General features: G+C 63.4%; 19 protein-coding genes and 1 pseudogene. 2 read left to right on the forward strand and 18 right to left on the reverse strand.

Features of this window, described 5'->3' with window-relative positions; all coding sequences use genetic code 11:
* Positions 1–447 precede the first annotated feature (447 nt).
* The 3 genes and pseudogenes from OZ411_RS26745 to OZ411_RS26755 all read right to left on the reverse strand — a co-directional run bounded on the left by OZ411_RS26745 (position 448) and on the right by OZ411_RS26755 (position 2,885).
* Complete coding sequence (locus OZ411_RS26745; RefSeq protein ID WP_282530356.1) at positions 448–843, reverse strand: hypothetical protein; 396 nt, start codon at positions 841–843, stop codon at positions 448–450.
* A gap of 228 nt (positions 844–1,071) precedes the next feature.
* Positions 1,072–1,943, reverse strand: a pseudogene (locus tag OZ411_RS26750) (DMT family transporter).
* Between the two features lie 135 nt (positions 1,944–2,078).
* Entirely contained in the window at positions 2,079–2,885 is an 807-nt protein-coding gene (locus OZ411_RS26755) for a response regulator (RefSeq protein WP_130583579.1), read from the reverse strand.
* 279 nt (positions 2,886–3,164) lie between these two features.
* Between OZ411_RS26755 and OZ411_RS26760 the strand changes: the two genes are divergently transcribed.
* Both OZ411_RS26760 and OZ411_RS26765 read left to right on the forward strand, forming a co-directional pair.
* Positions 3,165–3,377 (forward strand): NepR family anti-sigma factor, encoded by a 213-nt coding sequence (locus OZ411_RS26760; protein WP_028165127.1) that lies wholly within the window; start codon positions 3,165–3,167, stop codon positions 3,375–3,377.
* Complete coding sequence (locus tag OZ411_RS26765; protein ID WP_027579243.1) at positions 3,377–3,925, forward strand: sigma-70 family RNA polymerase sigma factor; 549 nt, start codon at positions 3,377–3,379, stop codon at positions 3,923–3,925. Before OZ411_RS26760 ends, OZ411_RS26765 begins: the two co-directional genes overlap by 1 nt.
* Before the next feature lie 300 nt (positions 3,926–4,225).
* On the opposite strand, the gene OZ411_RS26770 is transcribed toward OZ411_RS26765, so the two are convergent.
* From OZ411_RS26770 to urtA, 15 genes are all read right to left on the reverse strand, one after another.
* Positions 4,226–5,884 carry an HWE histidine kinase domain-containing protein gene (locus OZ411_RS26770; protein WP_282530357.1) on the reverse strand — a complete coding sequence of 553 codons (1,659 nt, stop codon included), beginning with the start codon at positions 5,882–5,884 and terminating at the stop codon, positions 4,226–4,228.
* Between the two features lie 419 nt (positions 5,885–6,303).
* A complete protein-coding gene (ureG, locus tag OZ411_RS26775; RefSeq protein ID WP_282530358.1) occupies positions 6,304–6,960 on the reverse strand; it encodes an urease accessory protein UreG in 657 nt (218 codons plus the stop codon).
* Between the two features lie 159 nt (positions 6,961–7,119).
* Complete coding sequence (locus OZ411_RS26780; protein WP_282530407.1) at positions 7,120–7,857, reverse strand: urease accessory protein UreF; 738 nt, start codon at positions 7,855–7,857, stop codon at positions 7,120–7,122.
* A complete protein-coding gene (locus OZ411_RS26785; protein WP_282530359.1) occupies positions 7,838–8,464 on the reverse strand; it encodes an urease accessory protein UreE in 627 nt (208 codons plus the stop codon). Before OZ411_RS26785 ends, OZ411_RS26780 begins: the two co-directional genes overlap by 20 nt.
* 16 nt (positions 8,465–8,480) lie before the next feature.
* A complete protein-coding gene (locus OZ411_RS26790; protein WP_028165122.1) occupies positions 8,481–8,780 on the reverse strand; it encodes a putative quinol monooxygenase in 300 nt (99 codons plus the stop codon).
* A 49-nt stretch (positions 8,781–8,829) separates the two neighbouring features.
* On the reverse strand, positions 8,830–10,542 hold the full coding sequence (gene ureC / locus OZ411_RS26795) for an urease subunit alpha (RefSeq protein WP_282530360.1): 1,713 nt from the start codon (positions 10,540–10,542) through the stop codon (positions 8,830–8,832).
* 24 nt (positions 10,543–10,566) lie between these two features.
* The gene (locus OZ411_RS26800) at positions 10,567–11,106 is read right to left on the reverse strand and encodes an HD domain-containing protein (RefSeq protein WP_282530361.1); all 540 of its coding nucleotides are present in this window, start codon (positions 11,104–11,106) and stop codon (positions 10,567–10,569) included.
* An 88-nt stretch (positions 11,107–11,194) separates the two neighbouring features.
* The gene (locus OZ411_RS26805) at positions 11,195–11,500 is read right to left on the reverse strand and encodes an urease subunit beta (RefSeq protein WP_130583590.1); all 306 of its coding nucleotides are present in this window, start codon (positions 11,498–11,500) and stop codon (positions 11,195–11,197) included.
* Positions 11,501–11,633: 133 nt separating this feature from the next.
* The gene (locus OZ411_RS26810; RefSeq protein ID WP_130583589.1) at positions 11,634–11,936 is read right to left on the reverse strand and encodes an urease subunit gamma; all 303 of its coding nucleotides are present in this window, start codon (positions 11,934–11,936) and stop codon (positions 11,634–11,636) included.
* Between the two features lie 28 nt (positions 11,937–11,964).
* Positions 11,965–12,801, reverse strand: a complete 837-nt coding sequence (locus tag OZ411_RS26815; RefSeq protein WP_282530362.1) for an urease accessory protein UreD — start codon at positions 12,799–12,801, stop codon at positions 11,965–11,967.
* 29 nt (positions 12,802–12,830) lie between these two features.
* Complete coding sequence (urtE, locus tag OZ411_RS26820) at positions 12,831–13,526, reverse strand: urea ABC transporter ATP-binding subunit UrtE (RefSeq protein ID WP_130583587.1); 696 nt, start codon at positions 13,524–13,526, stop codon at positions 12,831–12,833.
* A 123-nt stretch (positions 13,527–13,649) separates the two neighbouring features.
* Entirely contained in the window at positions 13,650–14,411 is a 762-nt protein-coding gene (gene urtD, locus OZ411_RS26825; RefSeq protein WP_282530363.1) for an urea ABC transporter ATP-binding protein UrtD, read from the reverse strand.
* Positions 14,408–15,583: an urea ABC transporter permease subunit UrtC gene (gene urtC / locus OZ411_RS26830; RefSeq protein ID WP_282530364.1), complete on the reverse strand. Its 1,176-nt coding sequence runs from the start codon at positions 15,581–15,583 to the stop codon at positions 14,408–14,410. Before urtC ends, urtD begins: the two co-directional genes overlap by 4 nt.
* Positions 15,580–17,193: an urea ABC transporter permease subunit UrtB gene (gene urtB, locus OZ411_RS26835; protein WP_130582416.1), complete on the reverse strand. Its 1,614-nt coding sequence runs from the start codon at positions 17,191–17,193 to the stop codon at positions 15,580–15,582. Before urtB ends, urtC begins: the two co-directional genes overlap by 4 nt.
* Positions 17,194–17,285: 92 nt before the next feature.
* Entirely contained in the window at positions 17,286–18,611 is a 1,326-nt protein-coding gene (urtA, locus tag OZ411_RS26840) for an urea ABC transporter substrate-binding protein (protein WP_282530365.1), read from the reverse strand.
* Positions 18,612–19,081 lie beyond the last annotated feature (470 nt).

Below are 19,081 nucleotides of genomic sequence, written 5' to 3' on the forward strand. Positions count from 1 at the left end.
CGAACTTGTTCGCGCGAAAAACTTAGCGCCAGCGTCGGGGCGCCAGGACCACACGACTTCGCCGTCCGCGTTACTTGCGCTCGTCAGTCGCAAGCATCGCGTCCACCGCATCTCACCGCAACGTTCGTGACGACCGCGACCCGCCCCTCATTCGGGTGAGACGCGCGGAGTTAAATCACTGATTTGCCCGACGGGTTAAGCGGTTTATTTTTTCCCGCAGGAGTGGACAGGGCAAATCACCTTGATTGGGTTGAAGAAATTCGCCCCAATTGCACTCGTCATTCCGGGGCGTCCGAAGGACGAGCCCGGAATCCATTTCTCCACCTGCGCCTGCGGCCAGATGGATTCCGGGCTCGCGCCAAAAGGCGCGCCCCGGAATGACGTAGTAAATTAAATGGAGACTATGCCGCGCCCCGGAATGACGGATGGAGCGAGAGAACGATCGGCTCAGGTGACGCAGCGGCCGGGCTGCAGGCGCTTTGCTACTTCGGTCAGCACGCTCACCACGGGCTCGCAGGCGACCGTCATCCTGCGCTCGCCGGATTTGATCAGCGCGGGCGGCTTGGGGCGGCTGCGCGCCTCGTCCCTGACGACGGGAACGCGGATCACGACCGAGGTCTCGGCCAGGCTGTCGAGCTTCAGCGAAATGGTTTCGGTTTTGCCGGTGGCTGCCGGAACTGCCGCCCGGTCGGCCTTCGCCGTACGGTTGACGTCGTGTTCCGCCTTGGTGGAGGTAATGAGGCTCTGGCCCCCGATGAGATCATGCCCGGAGGCAAATTGCACGGCGCCGAAGGTCAGAGAAACGGCGAGCGCACCTAAAATTCCCTTCAATATCTGTGACATGACGATTCATCCCTCGCCCCATGGCGATCACGAACACAACTCGAACGAAACGCCCCCGTTCGTATGTCTGCGGATCACTTAACCGTGTTCAAAATTATTTCCGGAATCTCGGAACGTTTTTTCGCGATCCGCGTCGTTCTGGAAGCCGGTTATTCCCCCTGCCCCATTGACCGGCGATGTAGGGCGCGACCGTGGTGATGCCGGTCGCGCTCTACTTTTTTGTCCCGGTCACAATTTCTGCAATGCCAGCGTGACACCGCCGAGAGTCAGCGCCATTGCGGCAACTTCCCTCAGGCCCAGCGGCTCGCCGAGGATTGCGGCCGCCGCGATCACGGCCAGCACGGGCACGAGCAGCATGCCGGTCGAAGCCGACACCGGCGGCAGGCGGCGCAGGGTCTCGAACCAGGTGAGATAGCAGATGCCCATCGGCACCAGCGTCATGTAGACGAACGAGGCAATTCCGCCCGGCGATATTGCCGCATAGTTCGGGCGCTCGAACAGGACGCCGAGGATCAGCATCGCGAGGCACCCGAGGCCGACCTGCCAGGCGACGACCGCGAGCGGAGGCATCGGCAACGGTTTGCGGTTAAGGACATTGCCGAGCGCGAACAGGATCGCGCAAGACAGGGAAAGGGCGATCCCGATCAGCTTGCCCCGATCGAAGCCATAACCGTTGGCGCCAAGAAGCAGCGCAACACCGGCCACACCCAATACCAGCGCGGCAACATCCCCGATGGTCGGGCGCTGATGCAGAAACGGCCAGGCGAACAGCATCGCCCAGATCGGCATCGTATAGATGATCAGTGCGCCTTCGCCGACGGTGACGAATTTCATGGCGATGGTGCCAAAGCCCATCCAGGCGAACACATTGGTGAAGGACGCGAACAATAGCCGCGGCACGGCTTCGCGCGGGACCTCGAGCGATTGGCGGCTTCCGAAGGCGATGAGCCCGAGGCGCAGACGCCGGCAAGACCCCGGGCGAACAGCGGCGGCCATTGCTGCAGCAGCAGCTTGATGAGCGGCCAGTTGAGCGCCCATCCAGCCGCCGTCACGCCGAGGCAGAGAAAGCCGATTTGTCTGTCGCGCGGCGCAGCATTCATGCTTCCGCTTAACAGCTACGCAATGGCGGCTCCAGTTCGTCCAGTGCAGGGGTCACATGAAAGGCGGATATTTCGTCGCAAAAAATCCGGCGTGCCGTGCGGCACGCCGGATCAGTCGACCTAACCAGAGTCAGTTCACGCCGAGGCGGCGCGCGGCGCACGGTTGCGCGAATTGCGCTGGAAGAACAGCGCCTGGCTCGCAACGGCCGAGACCATCGCGGGCTGGAACGGCTTTGAGATCAGGAACGCCGGCTCCGGGCGCTCCCCGGTCAGGAAGCGTTCGGGATAGGCGGTGATGAACACCACCGGCACCTCGAACACGCGCAATAGCTCGTTCACCGCGTCCAGGCCCGACGAACCATCGGCGAGCTGGATGTCGGCGAGGATCAGGCCGGGCTTCTTGTTCTTGGCGAGCGCCACTGCATCCGAATGGGTGCGGGCGACGCCGATCACGTTGTGGCCGAGATTTCGCACGAGGCTTTCCAGATCCATCGCGATGAAGGTCTCGTCCTCGATGATCAGGACGTCGGTCGCGATCTCGGCGGCCATCTCACGGCCGGCGGCGTCCGTGAGCTTGCGCGTCTCGCCGATGTCGATGTTGAGGATGTAGGCCACCTCCTCTTCCGAGAAGCCCTCCAGCGACAGCAGGAGGAAGGCCTGCCGCGGCAGCGGCGTGATGTTGGAAAGCCGGCGCTCCGGCGGCAGCGCCAACGTCGCCACATCGGCATTGTCGTTGATGGAGACCGAATTCCAGATTTGAGTGAACAGCCGGAACAGGCCGGCGCGCGGCCCGTGCGTTTCGTCCAGAAGCGAGGGGTCCTGAAGCAGGGCCTCCAGCATGGCCGCGACATAGGCGTCGCCCGACGCCTGGTTTCCGGTCAGCGCGCGGGCGTAGCGCCGCAACAATGGCAAGTGTTCGGCAACGAGCTGCGATCGGGACATTCCCACTCCATCCTTGTGTTCGAGGCAATCGCCTGAAACGACCTATATCTCTCGGGCCGGCGCATCCGTCCGTGGGCGACCCGCCTTCCCCTTGAGTTTGTTACGCCCGGACTACGCTTGAGCGTCGATAAAGTTCCACAAAAAGTTCCGGACATTCGGAACTTTCAGGCGAACTTCGAATTAGCGTACGACCGGCAGCAAACGCGGCCAAGACCGAAATTTCGAGGAAACTGCTTGAAACACAGGGACTTAACCTCTCGGGGAAACGTGGATCAGATCATGAAGGAAACCAAGAAGCAGGGCGGTCTCAACGCTGAGATCCAATCGAGAATCGGCCACCAGCTTCGCGCCATGTATGATGATGTGGTGCGACAGGGGGTGCCGGACCGCTTTGCGGAGCTTATCCGCAAGCTCGATGATCCCGCGGAGGCCGCCAAGCATTTGGCAGAGACTGACGAGCAGCAAGCAGCAAAAAATGACGGGAGGGACTAATGCCTCTCACCGACCAACTTCGCGACGATATTTTGGCGTCGGTGCCAAGCCTACGCGCGTTCGCGATTTCGCTCTCCGGCAATGGTGACCGCGCCGACGATCTGGTGCAGGAGACCTTGTTGCGCGCAATCGCCAACATCGACTCATTCCAGCCCGGCTCGAACCTGCCGGCTTGGCTGTTCACCATCCTGCGCAACCTGTTCCGCTCCGACTATCGCAAGCGGCGGCGCGAGGTGGAGGACGCCGAGGGCAACTATGCGAAGACTCTGAAGACCCAGCCTGCGCAGAATGCGCATCTGGAGTTCGAGGAGTTTCGCGCCGCACTCGACAAGCTGCCGCAAGACCAGCGTGAAGCTTTGATCCTGGTCGGCGCGTCCGGCTTCTCGTACGAGGACGCGGCTGCGATCTGCGGCTGCGCCGTCGGCACCATCAAGAGCCGCGTCAACCGCGCGCGATCGAAATTGAGCGCATTGCTCTATGTCGAAGGCGCGGAAGATTTCGGCCCTGATGACACCGTGCGCGCCGTGATCGGCGGCAACGGCGGCTGATGCTCGCCAACTCTTGATCGTCATGCGCGGGCTCGACCCGCGCATCCATCCCGGAAAAGCGATTTTCTGAGGAGTGATGGATTGCCGGGTCAAGCCCGGCAATGACGGCGAGAGCAGTGTGTAGGGTGGGCAAAGCGAAGCGTGCCCACCTTCTCTTGCACCGCCCGTGGATGGTGCGCACGCTGCGCTTTGCCCACCCTACGGCCGTGCCGCATCCGCCGTCATTGCGAGCGAAGCGAAGCAATCCATGCCTCAGCAAGCGGTGCTGTGGATTGCTTCGCTTCGCTCGCAATGACGCGTTCAGCGCGCCGGCCTCACCGGTGCGGAAAATTTCTCGGTGCGGTCGCGCTCGTTCATGTCGATGACGGTCTCCATCGGCGCCGTCAGCTCGTAGACGTAGCTGATGTCGGTGAAGTAACGTTTCGCTGTCCCGCCGAGCGCTTCGGGGGCGACGCGGTCGAGCAGGATCAGGCCGAAATCGGAATCGGGGCGGCGGGTGGCTTCGCTGGTGTTGAACTCCTCCCAGCGGAAATGAAAGATCGCCTCCGACTCCTTGCCGTTGACTTCCCAGTTCGCGACGATGTGCGGATGCTTGCCCACCAGGGACAGGCCCTCGTCTGAATGCGAGGCGAGCTCGAAGAACAACAGCGACAGCGACTGTGCGGCGCGCGCGCTGACCGCGATATCGGGGCCGGAGATCGCGATGCGCTCGGCATGCGGGATGGCGCGGGCCTCGAACAATCCCTTCAGCTTCACGCCCTGCCACTGGCTCTCGCTGAGCAGCGTGACCACGTTCGACATGGCGTGAATGCGACCGATCAGGAGATCGCGCGCAGCATCGATGTCCGAGCCATGGCGCAATGTGCGGGTGACGATCGACTGGATCACGGCCAGGATGTTCTTGACCCGGTGGTTGAGCTCGTCGATCACAGCGGTCAGCCGCCGCTCGAACCCGATCCTCACCTCGATCTCGCGGCTGAGCCGAAGGTTGTTGTAGGCGACATAGCCGAACAGGCCGCAGACGATGCCGGTCAGCGCCAGGCCGATCGCCGCCACGATCGCCGCGGTCTGGTTCGCCCGCGCCGCGGCGGAGGTCTTGGCGTAATAAGCGAGCGACCAGTCGCGGCCGCCGAACGTCACCGTCCGGACCATCGACGGCGCCGGCCCATCGGGCCGCACCGCGCGCGAGGTGATGACACCCTGGTCGTTGGCGACCAGTTCGTCGTTGGAATCGCGCGGGTCCTTCAGCACCACCGAGAACAGCGACATATCGTCATTCGCCAGCATCAACGGCCCGAGCTCATACGAAAATGTGACGAATCCCGCCGGCTCCGAGGCGCCCTGCTGAAACACCGGCGCGGCGAGCGCGACACCGACCGGCCCGTTCTGGCGCAATAGCGGAATCGGATCCGAGGCCACCGGCTTGCCATCCGCCATCGCCTGCGCCAGCATCGGCCCGATCACGGAATGGTGGTCGAAGCTGCGGCCCGGCAGGATGATGGTCTCCGGCGTCCGCGGCTCCAGGTCCATCATCACGTTGACGGGCTTGTCGAGCGCCTTGATGTCGAGGGGCTGGTCGTCGAAGTCGCGGATGGTCGGATTGGGGAAGCCGGCCTTCTTCAGCTCCTGCTCCGCCGCCACGAGCTCGTCGGGCCTGAGCCGCGCAATCCAGGCGGCAATCACGAAATCGGTCTTGAAGGCATAGATCGAGGAGCGCAGCGGCTGCAGCATGTCGGCCTTCACCACCGACGGCGCGCGAAACAGGCCCGAGGAGACGCGGGCGAGCAGTTCGCGCTCGGTAAGCCGGTCCTGCACCAGGCTAGCGTGGACGTCGATCGCCCGCGCCAGCGCGATGCCGTCGAGCGTCAGCTCCTGCTCGTGCACGCGATAGGCCGCGAGACCGGAGAGCAGCACCCCGATCAGCGCAATGAAGGCGATAATGAAACCCAGCCGGACCACGCTGTTACTCGGAGACTGTGGGTTGGCGAAGATGAACAGCGGACATCTGGCGTCTGCGGGGGCGACAACGATTGGATACGGGGTGAACGCCAACCGCGGCGGAATATGGAGTGGCGAGCATCGGTACGCAACGGAAGGCGGCAATTAACGTGAACGACGGCTGGCGCCGGCTGGCGAAGGCAGCGTCAGAGTTGGCTAATGGGAGTGGCTGGATTTTGTTCCCATTGCGGCATGGAATATTTCGTCGCACCCGCCGTTTGCCGCTTGCGTGAAAGTAGCGTAGCCCGGGTGAAGCGCCAGCGTGACCCGGGACCGCTCGTGGACGTCGACGCAGATGTCCGGGGTTGCGCGTTCCGCTCCACCCGGGCTACGAGGCGCGTTAAAATCTTAACGAACGGCATATCATATTAACAAATCGTTCAACCCGCCTTTGCCTTGTCCTTGGCCTTGGCAGAGGCTTTCGGGCGCAGGCCGCCTTTGGCCTCAATGAAGGCGATGATGCGCTCAAGCCCGTCGCTCTTCTTCAGGTTGGTCATGACGAAGGGACGCTCGCCGCGCATCCGCTTCGCATCGGTCTCCATCTTCTCGAGCGACGCGCCGACATAAGGCGCGAGGTCGATCTTGTTGATCACGAGCAGGTCGGAGCGGGTGATGCCGGGGCCGCCCTTGGACGGGATCTTGTCGCCGGCGGCGACGTCGATGACATAGATCGTGAGGTCGGCCAGCTCCGGCGAAAAGGTTGCGGCCAGGTTGTCGCCGCCGGACTCGATCAGCACGAGATCGAGGCCAGGGAATTTCGCGCGCATGTCGGCGACCGCCGCCAGATTCATCGAGGCGTCCTCGCGGATCGCGGTGTGCGGACAGCCGCCGGTCTCGACGCCGGCGATGCGGTCCGGCGTCAACGAACCCGAGCGCACCAGGAACTCGGCGTCCCATTTGGTGTAGATGTCGTTGGTGATCGCGGCGATATCGTAACGCTCGCGCATCGATTTGCAGAGCAGGTCCATCAGCGCGGTCTTGCCCGATCCGACCGGACCACCGACTCCGACGCGAAGCGGGCCGTGAGATTTGGACATGTCAGGAGTCCTTCCACCGTCGTCCCGGCGAAGGCCGGGACCCATAACCACCAGAGTTGATTGTTGGGCGACGCTGCGGCTTCAGCCCGACGTAACCACGAACACCGGTGGTTATGGGTCCCGGCCTTCGCCGGGACGACGTGTGAGGCGGAAATCGCATCATGACCGGAACAGCCTCGTATATTGCGTCTCGTGGCGCAGGCTTGCGAGATCGGCGCGGAAGGTCGTGCTGCCGAGATCGTCGAGCGAGGCGTCGCGCGCGCGGATTGCGGTCGCACTGACCACGGGTTCGAGAGCGGCGAGCAGGCGCTGGCTATCGGTCTGGCCGAGCGGGATCAGGCGGGCGCCGGCGGAGATCCAGTTCGAGACCACCGCATGAAAGAACGCGTGCAGCACCGGCGCAAGCGGAATGTCATGCGTGGCGCTGACCAGGCCGATCGCGACGGGATAGACAATCGCGCCGGCGCGGGCGGCGATGATCTCGTCGAGATCAGGCGAAGACCAGGCGGCGCGCGCGGCATCGATGAACGCGCGGCCCTGCGTCGTGGTCTCGAGCTGGCGCTCGCGCGAGGTCACGAAGGCCGCAGCAAGCTCGGCGATCTCGCCCAGCCTTACAAGGTCACGCGCCATGGTCGCCTGATGCGTCTGGGCGAGGAACACGCCATCGCAGAAGCCGGAGCCCTCGCTGAGCATCGCGGCAAGCCAGTCGCGCAGCGAGGCGGCATCCTTGATATCGCCCGCCTCCACCGCCCATTCGATGCCGCTGGAATAGGAGAAGGCGCCGACCGGGAACGACGGCGACAGCCAGGTCATCAAACGGTAGAGCGAGGCGGCCTCGCTCTCCGTCATCCCGCCCCACGCCTCGCTTCGCGGCGGCTCATTTGTGGTCATGAGCATGGGAGTGGTCGTGATGGTGGTGATGGTCGTGGTCGCAATGCTCGTCGTGGTGATGATGATCACCGTGGTGATCGTGATCACCGTGATGGTGGTGATGATCATCATGATCGTGGCCGTGATCATGCGCATGGTCATGGCCGGTGTGGTGATGCGCGACCGCGTCGCCTTCATGCGCATGGCCGGCATAGGCGCCGCCTTCGGGATCGAATGGCGCCTCGATCTCGATCACGCGCGCACCCAGCCCCTTCACCATCGCCTCGATGACATGGTCGCGCCGGATGCGCAGGCCCTTCTTCATGATCTGCGTCGGCAGATGGCGGTTGCCGAGATGCCAGGCGACGCGGATCAGATGGTGCGGGTCGGCGCCGCGGATCTCCAAAAGCGGCTCGGGCGCGGCGACCACCTCGACCAGCCGGCCGTCCTCCAGCACCAGCGCGTCGCCGCCGCGCAACGCGATCGCGTTCTCGAGATCGAGCAGGAATTCCAATCCGCGCGTGCCCGTCATCGCCATCCGCCGGCGGTGGCGGTCGTCGAAATCGAGCACGACTGTATCGGCCGGCTGCTCGTTCCAGCGATGTTGCGGCTTGACGGACGTCGCGCGGATCATATGGTGCTGCTCTCTCTTAGCGGACTTCCACTTTCTCGGGCGTGATCACCTCGATCTTCGGCGGCGCCGAGAAGCACTTCACCGCGACGCGGCCAAAGGTCTTCATGTGATCGGCCGTGCGGTGCGGCACCAGCGCCTCGGCATTTTCCCACTGCTCGACGAACACCATCTTGGTCGGATCGGTGACGCTCTCGTGCAGGTCATAGGCGATATTGCCGGGCTCCTTCCGCGTCTCCTTGATGCAGGCGGTGGCGGCCGCAATGAATTCGGCGCGCGTTTCAGGCTTGATGGTCAGTGTGGCAACGACGTAAATCACGGAATTTCCTCCCGGCTTTGGTTTCTGGGCGTGACTGCCTGGGGAGGTTTTAGAACATGAAATAGCGCTGCGCCAGCGGCAGCACCTCGGCGGGCGCGCAGGTCAGAAGCTCGCCGTCGGCGCGCACCTCATAGGTCTCCGGATCGACCTCGATCCTGGGCGTGGCGTCATTGTGGATCATGCTCTTCTTGGAGATCTTGCCGCGGGTGTTCTGGACCGCATACAGCTTCTTGCTGATCCCAAGCTTCCGCGCCAGCCCGCCGGCGACCGCCGCCTTGGACGTGAAAACCACCGAAGATGCGGTGAGCGATTTTCCGTATGCCGCAAACATCGGCTGGTAATGCACCGGCTGCGGGGTCGGGATCGAGGCGTTGGGATCGCCCATCGGCGCGGCCACGATCGAGCCGCCCTTGATGATCAGGTCCGGCTTGGCGCCGAAGAACGCCGGCGACCACAGCACGAGGTCGGCGAGCTTGCCCTTCTCCACCGAGCCGATCAGCTTTGAGACGCCATGCGCGATCGCGGGGTTGATGGTGTATTTGGCGATGTAGCGCTTGACGCGGAAATTGTCGTTGTTGCCCTTCTCCTCGGGCAGCGAGCCGCGCTGCTTCTTCATCTTGTCGGCGGTCTGCCAGGTGCGGATGATGACCTCGCCGAGCCGGCCCATGGCCTGGGAGTCCGAGGACATCATCGAGAGCGCGCCGAGATCGTGCAGGATGTCTTCCGCCGCGATCGTCTCCTTGCGGATGCGGCTTTCGGCGAAGGCCAGGTCCTCGGCGATCGAGGGGTCGAGATGGTGGCACACCATCAGCATATCCAGATGCTCGTCGATGGTGTTGCGCGTGAAGGGACGCGTCGGGTTGGTCGAGGACGGCAGCACGTTCTTCAGGCCGGCGATCTTGATGATGTCAGGCGCGTGGCCGCCGCCCGCGCCCTCGGTGTGAAAGGCGTGGATGGTGCGGCCCTTGAAGGCCTTCACCGTATCCTCGACGAAGCCGGATTCGTTCAGCGTGTCGGTGTGGATCATGACCTGGATGTCGTGATCGTCGGCGACCGAAAGGCAGTTGTCGATCGCCGCCGGCGTCGTGCCCCAGTCCTCATGCAGCTTCAGCGCGCAGGCGCCACCCTTGATCATCTCGACCAGCGCCGCCGGCCGCGAGGCATTGCCTTTGCCGGAAATGCCGAGATTGACCGGGAAGGCATCGAACGACTGGATCATCCGACCCATGTGCCAGGGCCCCGGCGTACAGGTCGTGGCAAAGGTGCCGTGCGAGGGGCCAGTGCCGCCGCCCAGCATCGAGGTGACGCCGGACATCAGCGCGTGCTCGATCTGCTGCGGGCAAATGAAATGGATGTGGCTGTCGAATCCCCCCGCGGTGAGGATCTTGCCCTCGCCCGCGATCACGTCGGTGCCGGGACCGATGATGATGTCGACATTGGGCTGGATGTCGGGATTGCCGGCCTTGCCGATCGCGGCGATCATGCCCTCCTTGATCGCGACGTCAGCCTTCACGATGCCCCAATGGTCGACGATCAGCGCGTTGGTGATGACGGTGTCGGCGGCTCCTTGCCGGTTCGTCACCTGCGACTGCCCCATGCCGTCGCGGATCACCTTGCCGCCCCCGAACTTCACCTCCTCGCCATAGGTGGTGAAGTCCTTCTCGACCTCGATGATGAGATCGGTATCGGCGAGCCGCACCCGATCGCCGGTGGTAGGCCCGAACATGTCGGTATAGACAGAACGTTTGATCTTCACGGACATACTAGCCCCCCATTTCCCTTGCCTTCAAAACGCGCTTTTAGCGGCTTTGACGGCCTCATCGAATTTAGCGTCGAGTAGCGGATTGACGCCACGGCATCCGGCCACAACTTTTTCGGCCCAAGCGGCATAGTCGGCGAGATCGTCGCGCTCTTCCCTGCTCGGATTCGGCACGATGCGCGCGCGGGTATTGCTGATCTTGTCGGCGATCTTGATCATCTTGGCATCAGGCGATTTATGCGGGGCGTCCTCGATCTGCTTTTGCCGGCGTTGTGGCTTGGGCAGCGACATGTCGTCGGTCACCTCCACTACGAGCCCGGCGACGCGCTCGCTGAATTTCTGCGCCAGCTCCTCGCGCGTGGTCTCGGTGTCCTCGACCGTGTCGTGCAGCCAGCCGGCTGCCACGAGCTCGGCGTCTGCGCCATCGGTGGCTGTCGCGAGCAGGTTTGCGACCTCGGCGAGGTGATTGATGTAAGGCTCTTTGCCGCGGCCCTTGCGGGCCATGCCGTTATGGCGGCGAGCGGCAAGTTCGGCAGCTTCGGAGACGAGGCGAATTGGCTGCAGCATGGCAAGACTCCTTTTTCGCCTCAACTGCGCCGCCGCACAGTCCGTTCCTGTCTCGCGAGGAGAACGGCAGCCATCGTGACACCAGGGATCACAGCTTGCCCTTCACCTCGCCGCGGAAGCCGTGGATGACGCGTTTTCCCGCGAGCGCGACGAGCTGGACCTCGCGGGTCTGGCCCGGTTCAAAGCGGACCGCGGTGCCGGCGGCGATGTCGAGGCGCATGCCGCGGGCCTTCTTGCGGTCGAATTTGAGGGCCGGGTTGGTCTCGAAGAAATGGTAGTGCGAGCCGACCTGAATCGGGCGGTCGCCGGTGTTGGCGACCGTGAGCGTCACGGTCTTGCGGCCGGCATTAAGCTCGATCTCGCCGTCCTGGATGAAGAGTTCGCCGGGGATCATTCTTGCTACCTCGTATCGCTCTGCTGCGTCATGGCCGGGCTTGACCCGGCCATCCACGTCTCACCACTCAGCCCAAAGGACGTGGATGCGCGGGTCAAGCCCGGGCATGACGACGTTGATGGACCTGCATTCCTCAACGGATCGGCTCGTGAACGGTGACGAGCTTGGTCCCGTCCGGAAATGTCGCCTCGACCTGGATGTCATGGATCATCTCCGGGATTCCTTCCATCACCTGCGAGCGGGTCAGGACCTGTGCGCCGGCCTGCATCAGGTCGGCGACGGTGCGGCCATCGCGCGCGCCTTCGACGATGAAGTCGGTGATCAGGGCGATGGCCTCGGGGTGGTTCAGCTTGACGCCGCGCTCGAGCCTGCGGCGCGCCACCATGGCGGCCATCGAGACCAGGAGCTTGTCCTTTTCGCGGGGAGACAAATTCATGCGAGCACTCTGATGGTTTTCAAATGATCTAGTTGAGCCACAGCCTCGGCAGCGGGACGGCAGAGGCGCGGCCGAGCACCGTCATCATGTCGGCGCGCAGCCTCATCGCATCTTGGGCACAGAAGCGCGCCATTGCAAACCCATTCCAACAGGAGATGCCGACTTCGCCGCGGAAGGAATCTTGCGCCTCGCGTATCCGCTCCACGACCGCATCATCGCCGGGCACGATCAGCGCGGTGCCGATGGCGACACCGCCACTCGCGACCGCAGGCCGCGCCAGCTTTTCACCGATATTGCCGTCGAGCCTGACGGTCTCGGCAAACACCAATCTACCGCCGCGACGCATCCGCCAGCGGTCGACAAATTCGCCATGGCGCATGGTCTCGCCCATGGCTGAGCGGCCGAACACCACGATCTCACACAGCAGCAGCGACGCACCTTCGGCCAGATCAATGTCGATCCTTCGCGAAATCCGGGCGCGGTCGAACAGGATGGTCTCCTGTGGCAGCCAGGACAGATGCGAGCCGGATTCGGCCTTCAACGCGATATTGAGCTGGGCGGCGGGTCCGGCCGCGCGATAGATCTTCTCGGCGGCGGCTGTCATCAGCGTCAGCCGCGCGCCCTCACGGGCCGCGATATCGATGTCAAAGCGGTCGCCGCCGGCAACCCCGCCGGCGGTATTGACGAACACGGCCGACAGCCCCTCGCCCTCCGGTGAAGGGAAACGTACGCGGAGCGAGCCGGATTCGTGCAAATCACCGCGGCGGGTGACGCCATCGTGCAGGTGCACGCCGAACCGCACCGCACCGCGGGCGCGGTTGGCCGCAAAGGTCGCTGCATCAGCGCGTGCAATCTCGGTGCGCATCCGTCCCCCCGTTTGGCCGGTCGCGTCCCTTATAGCGCCATTTGGCGTGAGATTTCAGCGGGATCGAGATTGGAGCGGTCGCAGGCATATTTCACCGCCCCACGGTCCATCACCGCAAAGGAGTCGCCGAGCTCGCAGGCGAAATCGAGATATTGCTCGACCAGCACGATCGCGATGTTGCCGAGATTGCGCAAATAGGAGATGGCGCGGCCGATGTCCTTGATGATCGAGGGCTGGATGCCCTCGGTCGGCTCGTCCAGCAGCAACAATTTCGGCCGCATCACCAGCGCACGGCCGATCGCTAATTGCTGTTGTTGTCCGCCTGAGAGGTCGCCGCCGCGGCGGCCGAGCATCGATTGCAGCACCGGAAACAGCGAGAACACGTCGTCCGGAATGAAGCGGTTCTCGCGCTTGAGCGGACCGAAGCCGGTCTTGAGATTCTCCTCCACCGTGAGCAGCGGAAAGATCTCGCGCCCCTGCGGCACGAAGCCGATGCCGCGCCGCGCGCGCTCATACGGCTTCAGGCCGGTGATATCGTTGCCGTCGAACTCGATCGTACCTGACGCGATCGGATATTGGCCGACCATCGCGCGGAGCAGCGAAGTCTTGCCGACGCCGTTGCGTCCGAGCACGCAGGTGACCTTGCCGGGCTCGGCCGACAGCGAGACGCCGCGCAGCGCCTGTGCCGCGCCGTAGAAGAGGTTGATGTTGTCGACTTTGAGCATCAGCGATCTCCTATCGCGACGCGGCGAATGGCGGATAGCGAATGGCGAATGGTTAGAATTGCCGCGCTCATAGTCTCCACGCTTCCCTATTCGCTACTCGCCATTCGCTAGTCGCACTACGGCCTATCGACCCAAGTAGACCTCAACGACCCGCTCGTTCGACGAGACCTGGTCGATGCTCCCCTCCGCCAGCACCGTGCCTTCATGCAAGCAGGTCACCTTGACGCCAAGCTCGCGCACGAAGGTCATGTCGTGCTCTACCACCATGATGGTGTGGTCCTTGTTGATCTCCTTCAGAAGCTCCGCGGTCTGGTGGGTCTCGACATCGGTCATCCCGGCCACTGGCTCGTCGACCAGCAGCAGCTTCGGATCCTGCGCCAGCAGCATGCCGATCTCGAGCCACTGCTTCTGGCCGTGACTGAGACTGCCGGCGAGCCGGTTGCGCGCGTCGGTCAGGCGGATGGTCTCCAGCACTTTCTGGATGCGCTCGGTCTCGGCCCTGCTCTCGCGCCAGAACAGCGTGCCCCTGACGCTGTGGTCGACATTGAGTGCGAGCAGGAGATTGTCCTGCACGGTCTGGCTTTCGAACACCGTCGGCTTCTGGAATTTGCGGCCGATGCCGAGCTCGGCGATGCGGGTCTCGTCCAGCCGGGTCAGGTCGGTGACCCCATCGAACAGCACGGTGCCCTCGTCCGGCTTGGTCTTGCCGGTGATGATGTCCATCATCGTGGTCTTGCCGGCGCCGTTCGGGCCGATGATCGCGCGCATCTCGCCCGGCTCGAGCGCGATCGAGAGGTTGTTGATGGCGTGGAAGCCATCGAAGGAGACGTGCACGCCATCGAGATACAGCATCGCGGAAGTGGCACGGGTGTCCATCACGTTCATCGCGCCTGCTCCGCCGGATTGGGTTCGCTGATGCCGTCTTCGCGTGCGGCGCTTTCCGCGGCCGCGTCGCGCTGCGCCCTCCATGGCTCCCACCAGGAATTGAAGGTGCCGACGATGCCCTTGGGCAGCAGCAGCGTCACCAGGATGAACAGCGCGCCCAGCATGAACAGCCAGTACGGCGCAAGCGGGCCTGAGGTGAAGAAGGTCTTGGCATAGTTGACGACGACGGCGCCGAGCGCAGCGCCGACGAGCGTGCCACGGCCGCCGACCGCGACCCAGATCACCGCCTCAATTGAATTGCCCGGCGCGAATTCGCTTGGATTGATGATGCCGACCTGCGGCACATAGAGCGCACCGGCGACGCCGGCCATGCAGGCCGACAGCGTGAACACGAACAGCTTGTAGGATTCGACGCGATAGCCGAGGAAGCGGGTGCGGCTTTCGGCGTCGCGCACCGCGATCAAGACCTTGCCAAGCTTCGAGGTCACGATCGCCCGACAGATCAGGAAACCAACAATTAGCGCAAGACAGCTCAGCGCGAACAAGGCGGCGCGCGTGCCGTCGGCCTGGACGTTGAAGCCCAGGATGTCCTTGAAGTCGGTCAGGCCATTGTTGCCGCCGAAGCCGAAATCATTGCGGAAGAAGGCAAGCAGCAGCGCATAGGTCATCGCCTGGGTGATGATCGAGAGATAGACGCCGGTGACGCGGGAGCGGAAGGCGAGCCAGCCGAAGCAGAAGGCGAGCAGGCCCGGCACCACCAGCACCATCAGGGCCGCGAAGGGGAACATGTCGAAGCCGTACCAGTACCAGGGCAGCTTGTCCCAGTTCAGGAACACCATGAAATCAGGCAGGATCGGGTTGCCATAGACGCCGCGGCTGCCGATCTGGCGCATCAGGTACATGCCCATGGCGTAACCGCCGAGCGCGAAGAAGGCGCCATGGCCGAGCGAGAGGATGCCGCAATAGCCCCAGATCAGATCGATGGAGAGCGCCAGGATCGCGTAGCAGACATATTTGCCCCAGAGCGCGACCAGATAGGTCGGCACCTGCAGGAACGAGCCTTGAGGCAGCAGCAGGTTCGACAGCGGGATCAGGATGCCGGCGGCCGCGACGATAAGGATGAAGGCGGTCGCGGCGCGGTCCAGCGAGCGGGTGAGGATATGCGCGCTCATGCTTCCACCGCCCGCCCTTTCAGCGCGAACAGGCCGCGTGGCCGCTTCTGGATGAACAGGATGATCAGGACCAGGATGGCGATCTTGCCGAGCACGGCGCCGGCGACCGGCTCCAGGAACTTGTTGGCGATCCCCAGCGTGAAGGCGCCGACCAGCGTGCCCCAGAGATTGCCGACACCGCCGAATACGACGACCATGAAACTGTCGATGATGTAGCTCTGGCCGAGATTGGGGCTGACATTGTCGATCTGCGACAGCGCCACGCCCGCGATGCCGGCAATCCCCGAGCCGAGGCCGAAGGTCAGCGCGTCGACGCGCGAGGTGGCGATACCCATCGAGGCCGCCATCCGGCGGTTCTGGGTCACCGCGCGCATCTCGAGCCCGAGCGCGGTGTAGCGCAGCATCGCAAGCAGGATCACGAACACCGCGAGCGTGAAGCAGAGGATCCAGAGCCGGTTATAGGTGATGGTGATCTGGCCGAGCTCGAAGGCGCCGCTCATCCAGGAGGGATTGCCGACTTCGCGATTGGTCGGGCCGAACATTGTGCGCACCGCCTGCTGCAGCACCAGCGACAGGCCCCAGGTCGCCAGCAGCGTCTCCAGCGGACGACCATAGAGGAAGCGGATGATGCTGCGCTCGATCAGGACTCCGATCCCGCCCGCGACCAGGAAGGCGAGCGGCACCGCGATCAGGAGCGAATAGTCGAACAGGCCGGGATAGCGCGTCCGGATCACCTCCTGCACCACGAAGGTGGTGTAGGCGCCCAGCATCACCATCTCGCCATGGGCCATGTTGATGACGCCCATCACGCCGAAGGTGATGGCAAGCCCGATCGCCGCCAGCAGCAGCACCGAGCCGAGCGACAGGCCATACCAGGCGTTCTGCACCGCCGACCACATCGCCAGATTGCTCTGGATCGAGGAGATCGCGCCGGTGATGGCTTGCGCCACCAGCGGCGGCTGGTCGGGGCCGGCGCTGGTCAATAGCGCCAGCGCTTCCTGGTCGCCGCGCGACTTGATGACCCCGACCGCCTCGAGCTTGTCGTTGTCGGAGGCGTCAGACTTGAACAGGATGATCGCCGCACGGGCCTCGGTGAATGCCTGCTTGGCCGCCTTGTCGGTCTCCTTCGCGAGCGCGCCCTCGACCACGGAGAGTGCGTTCTCGTCATGGCTCTTGAAGACGGATTGCGCGGCGGCAACGCGCTTGGCGGGATCGGGCGAGAGCAGCGTCAGGCTGCCGAGTGCGGCCTCCACCGTGCGGCGCAGGCGGTTGTTGAGACGGACGGACGCCGCATTGTCCGGCAGCTTGTCGACGGCGGCACCGGTGGCGGCATCGATGATCTTGCCGTCCGTTTGCGTGATGAAGACTTTCTTGCTCTCGGGATCGGCCGACAGCCGCTCCTCCTGGAGCGCCGAGATGATCGGGAAGGCGAGCGGATTGCCCGAGCTTGCGACCGCCTCGATCGCTGCTTCGGTATCGGAAAATTCGTCATTGGCGAATTTGGCGACCGCGTCCTCGAACGGACCCGCGAAGGCCGGCAGCGCGAAGCAGGCAATCAGCAAGACTGAAAGGACGATCGCGCGAAAACGATCAAGGAAATAGCCAAACACGTGACGACCCCGGCAGGAGTGGTGAGGAGAAGGCGGCGAACGCCGCCGCCTTCTCCAGTCTCTTGGAAGACTGTTTAAATGGACGGCTTAGATCAGGAGCCCTGACCGCCGCACTTGTTGGTCTTGGTGTTCCAGTTGCCGCACTTCTTGCCGACCCAGTCACCGATCAGGTCCCTGGAGCCTTCCAGCTCCTTCGACCAGGCATCGCCCGCGACGAGGCCGGGGGTCTTCCACACCACATCGAACTGGCCGTTGCCCTTGATCTCGCCGATGAACACCGGCTTGGTGATGTGGTGGTTCGGCAGCATCTTGGAGACGCCACCGGTCAGGTTCGGCGCCTCGGTGCCGGGCAGCGCGTCGATCACCTTGTCCGGATCGGTCGACTTCACCTTCTCAACTGCCTTCACCCACATGTTGAAGCCGATGTAGTGCGCTTCCATCGGGTCGTTGGTCACGCGCTTCGGATTCTTGGTGTAGGCCTGCCAATCCTTGATGAACTTCTCGTTGGCGGGCGTCTTGATCGACTCGAAGTAGTTCCAGGCGGCGAGATGGCCGACCAGCGGCTTGGTGTCGATGCCGGCGAGCTCTTCCTCACCGACCGAGAACGCCACCACCGGGATGTCGGTCGCCTTGATGCCCTGGTTGCCGAGCTCCTTGTAGAAGGGAACGTTGGCGTCACCGTTGATGGTGGAGACCACCGCCGTCTTCTTGCCGGCCGAGCCGAACTTCTTGATGTCGGCCACGATCGTCTGCCAGTCGCTATGACCGAACGGCGTGTAGTTGATCATGATGTCTTCCTGCTTGACGCCCTTCGACTTCAAGTAGGCTTCCAGGATCTTGTTGGTGGTGCGCGGATAGACATAGTCGGTGCCCGCCAGCACCCAGCGCTTCACCTTCTCGTCCTTCATCAGGTAGTCGACCGCGGGGATCGCCTGCTGGTTCGGAGCGGCGCCGGTGTAGAACACGTTGCGCTCGGACTCTTCGCCCTCGTACTGCACGGGGTAGAACAGGATGTTGTTCAGCTCCTTGAACACCGGAAGCACGGATTTGCGCGACACCGAGGTCCAGCAGCCGAACACGACCGCGACCTTGTCCTTGGTGATGAGTTCGCGCGCCTTTTCCGCGAACAGCGGCCAGTTCGATGCGGGATCGACGACGACAGCCTCGAGCTTCTTGCCGAGCACGCCGCCTTTCTTGTTCTGCTCGTCGATCAGGAAGAGAATCGTATCCTTCAGCGTGGTCTCGCTGATGGCCATGGTGCCGGAGAGTGAATGCAGGACGCCGATCTTGATGGTGTCGTCGGCGGCTTTGGCCGGAGAAAATGGCGACGACGCCAGGCCCAAAACCAGACCCGCGGCGGCAGCGAGCCAGCCACGGCGGCTCAGCGTCGCTATATCGTGAGTAAGCTGTGTGATCATGAAATGTCATCTCCCTGACGCAGGCGTGAACGCATGCGAACGGCCCCACGGCCGCCTGCGGTCAAGGAATCGCAAGAACCATGCCACGGTCGAAGCACCGCTTAAGCCATTGCTAGCGCACAGCAATTTGGCATTTCCGGGAAAACATAGAGCATCGTCGCCTAATTATTAGGCGCTAGAAATGTATGCCAAAGCGGCAATCAGTTCATTTTTTGAGCAATCAGACCGATTTGGCTAAATTTCCGGCAGCTAATTGTGACGCTGTCACGACATCGGGCTCGCGCCCTGCAATAGCGACTTCGCTCCTGCGGCCGGCCGAATTCGAGGAGAGTTTACCTTGAAAGCGCCGCGTTCATGTTCCATATGGTTGCCATGACCCGCGCGAATCGCCGGGTCGGCGCAAGCTTGCGTGTTCTAAGCCGCCTTGGTTCCAACCAGCCTCGGCGGCTTTTGGCTTGCCTTTGATCAGC

This window comes from Bradyrhizobium sp. Arg237L, assembly GCF_029990105.1.
GTDB lineage: Bacteria > Pseudomonadota > Alphaproteobacteria > Rhizobiales > Xanthobacteraceae > Bradyrhizobium.

What these genes read in the sequence shown, in the direction of transcription:
- OZ411_RS26760 (WP_028165127.1), top strand. Translation starts at nt 3,165, where the DNA reads ATGAAGGAAACCAAGAAGCAGGGCGGTCTCAACGCTGAGATCCAATCG.
- urtD (WP_282530363.1), bottom strand. Translation starts at nt 14,411, where the DNA reads ATGAACGTGATGGACACCCGTGCCACTTCCGCGATGCTGTATCTCGAT.
- OZ411_RS26780 (WP_282530407.1), bottom strand. Translation starts at nt 7,857, where the DNA reads ATGCTCATGACCACAAATGAGCCGCCGCGAAGCGAGGCGTGGGGCGGG.
- urtE (WP_130583587.1), bottom strand. Translation starts at nt 13,526, where the DNA reads ATGCTCAAAGTCGACAACATCAACCTCTTCTACGGCGCGGCACAGGCG.
- OZ411_RS26800 (WP_282530361.1), bottom strand. Translation starts at nt 11,106, where the DNA reads ATGCTGCAGCCAATTCGCCTCGTCTCCGAAGCTGCCGAACTTGCCGCT.
- OZ411_RS26755 (WP_130583579.1), bottom strand. Translation starts at nt 2,885, where the DNA reads ATGTCCCGATCGCAGCTCGTTGCCGAACACTTGCCATTGTTGCGGCGC.
- ureC (WP_282530360.1), bottom strand. Translation starts at nt 10,542, where the DNA reads ATGTCCGTGAAGATCAAACGTTCTGTCTATACCGACATGTTCGGGCCT.
- OZ411_RS26765 (WP_027579243.1), top strand. Translation starts at nt 3,377, where the DNA reads ATGCCTCTCACCGACCAACTTCGCGACGATATTTTGGCGTCGGTGCCA.
- OZ411_RS26810 (WP_130583589.1), bottom strand. Translation starts at nt 11,936, where the DNA reads ATGAATTTGTCTCCCCGCGAAAAGGACAAGCTCCTGGTCTCGATGGCC.
- OZ411_RS26785 (WP_282530359.1), bottom strand. Translation starts at nt 8,464, where the DNA reads ATGATCCGCGCGACGTCCGTCAAGCCGCAACATCGCTGGAACGAGCAG.
- OZ411_RS26745 (WP_282530356.1), bottom strand. Translation starts at nt 843, where the DNA reads ATGTCACAGATATTGAAGGGAATTTTAGGTGCGCTCGCCGTTTCTCTG.
- ureG (WP_282530358.1), bottom strand. Translation starts at nt 6,960, where the DNA reads ATGTCCAAATCTCACGGCCCGCTTCGCGTCGGAGTCGGTGGTCCGGTC.
- urtA (WP_282530365.1), bottom strand. Translation starts at nt 18,611, where the DNA reads ATGATCACACAGCTTACTCACGATATAGCGACGCTGAGCCGCCGTGGC.
- OZ411_RS26815 (WP_282530362.1), bottom strand. Translation starts at nt 12,801, where the DNA reads ATGCGCACCGAGATTGCACGCGCTGATGCAGCGACCTTTGCGGCCAAC.
- urtC (WP_282530364.1), bottom strand. Translation starts at nt 15,583, where the DNA reads ATGAGCGCGCATATCCTCACCCGCTCGCTGGACCGCGCCGCGACCGCC.
- OZ411_RS26805 (WP_130583590.1), bottom strand. Translation starts at nt 11,500, where the DNA reads ATGATCCCCGGCGAACTCTTCATCCAGGACGGCGAGATCGAGCTTAAT.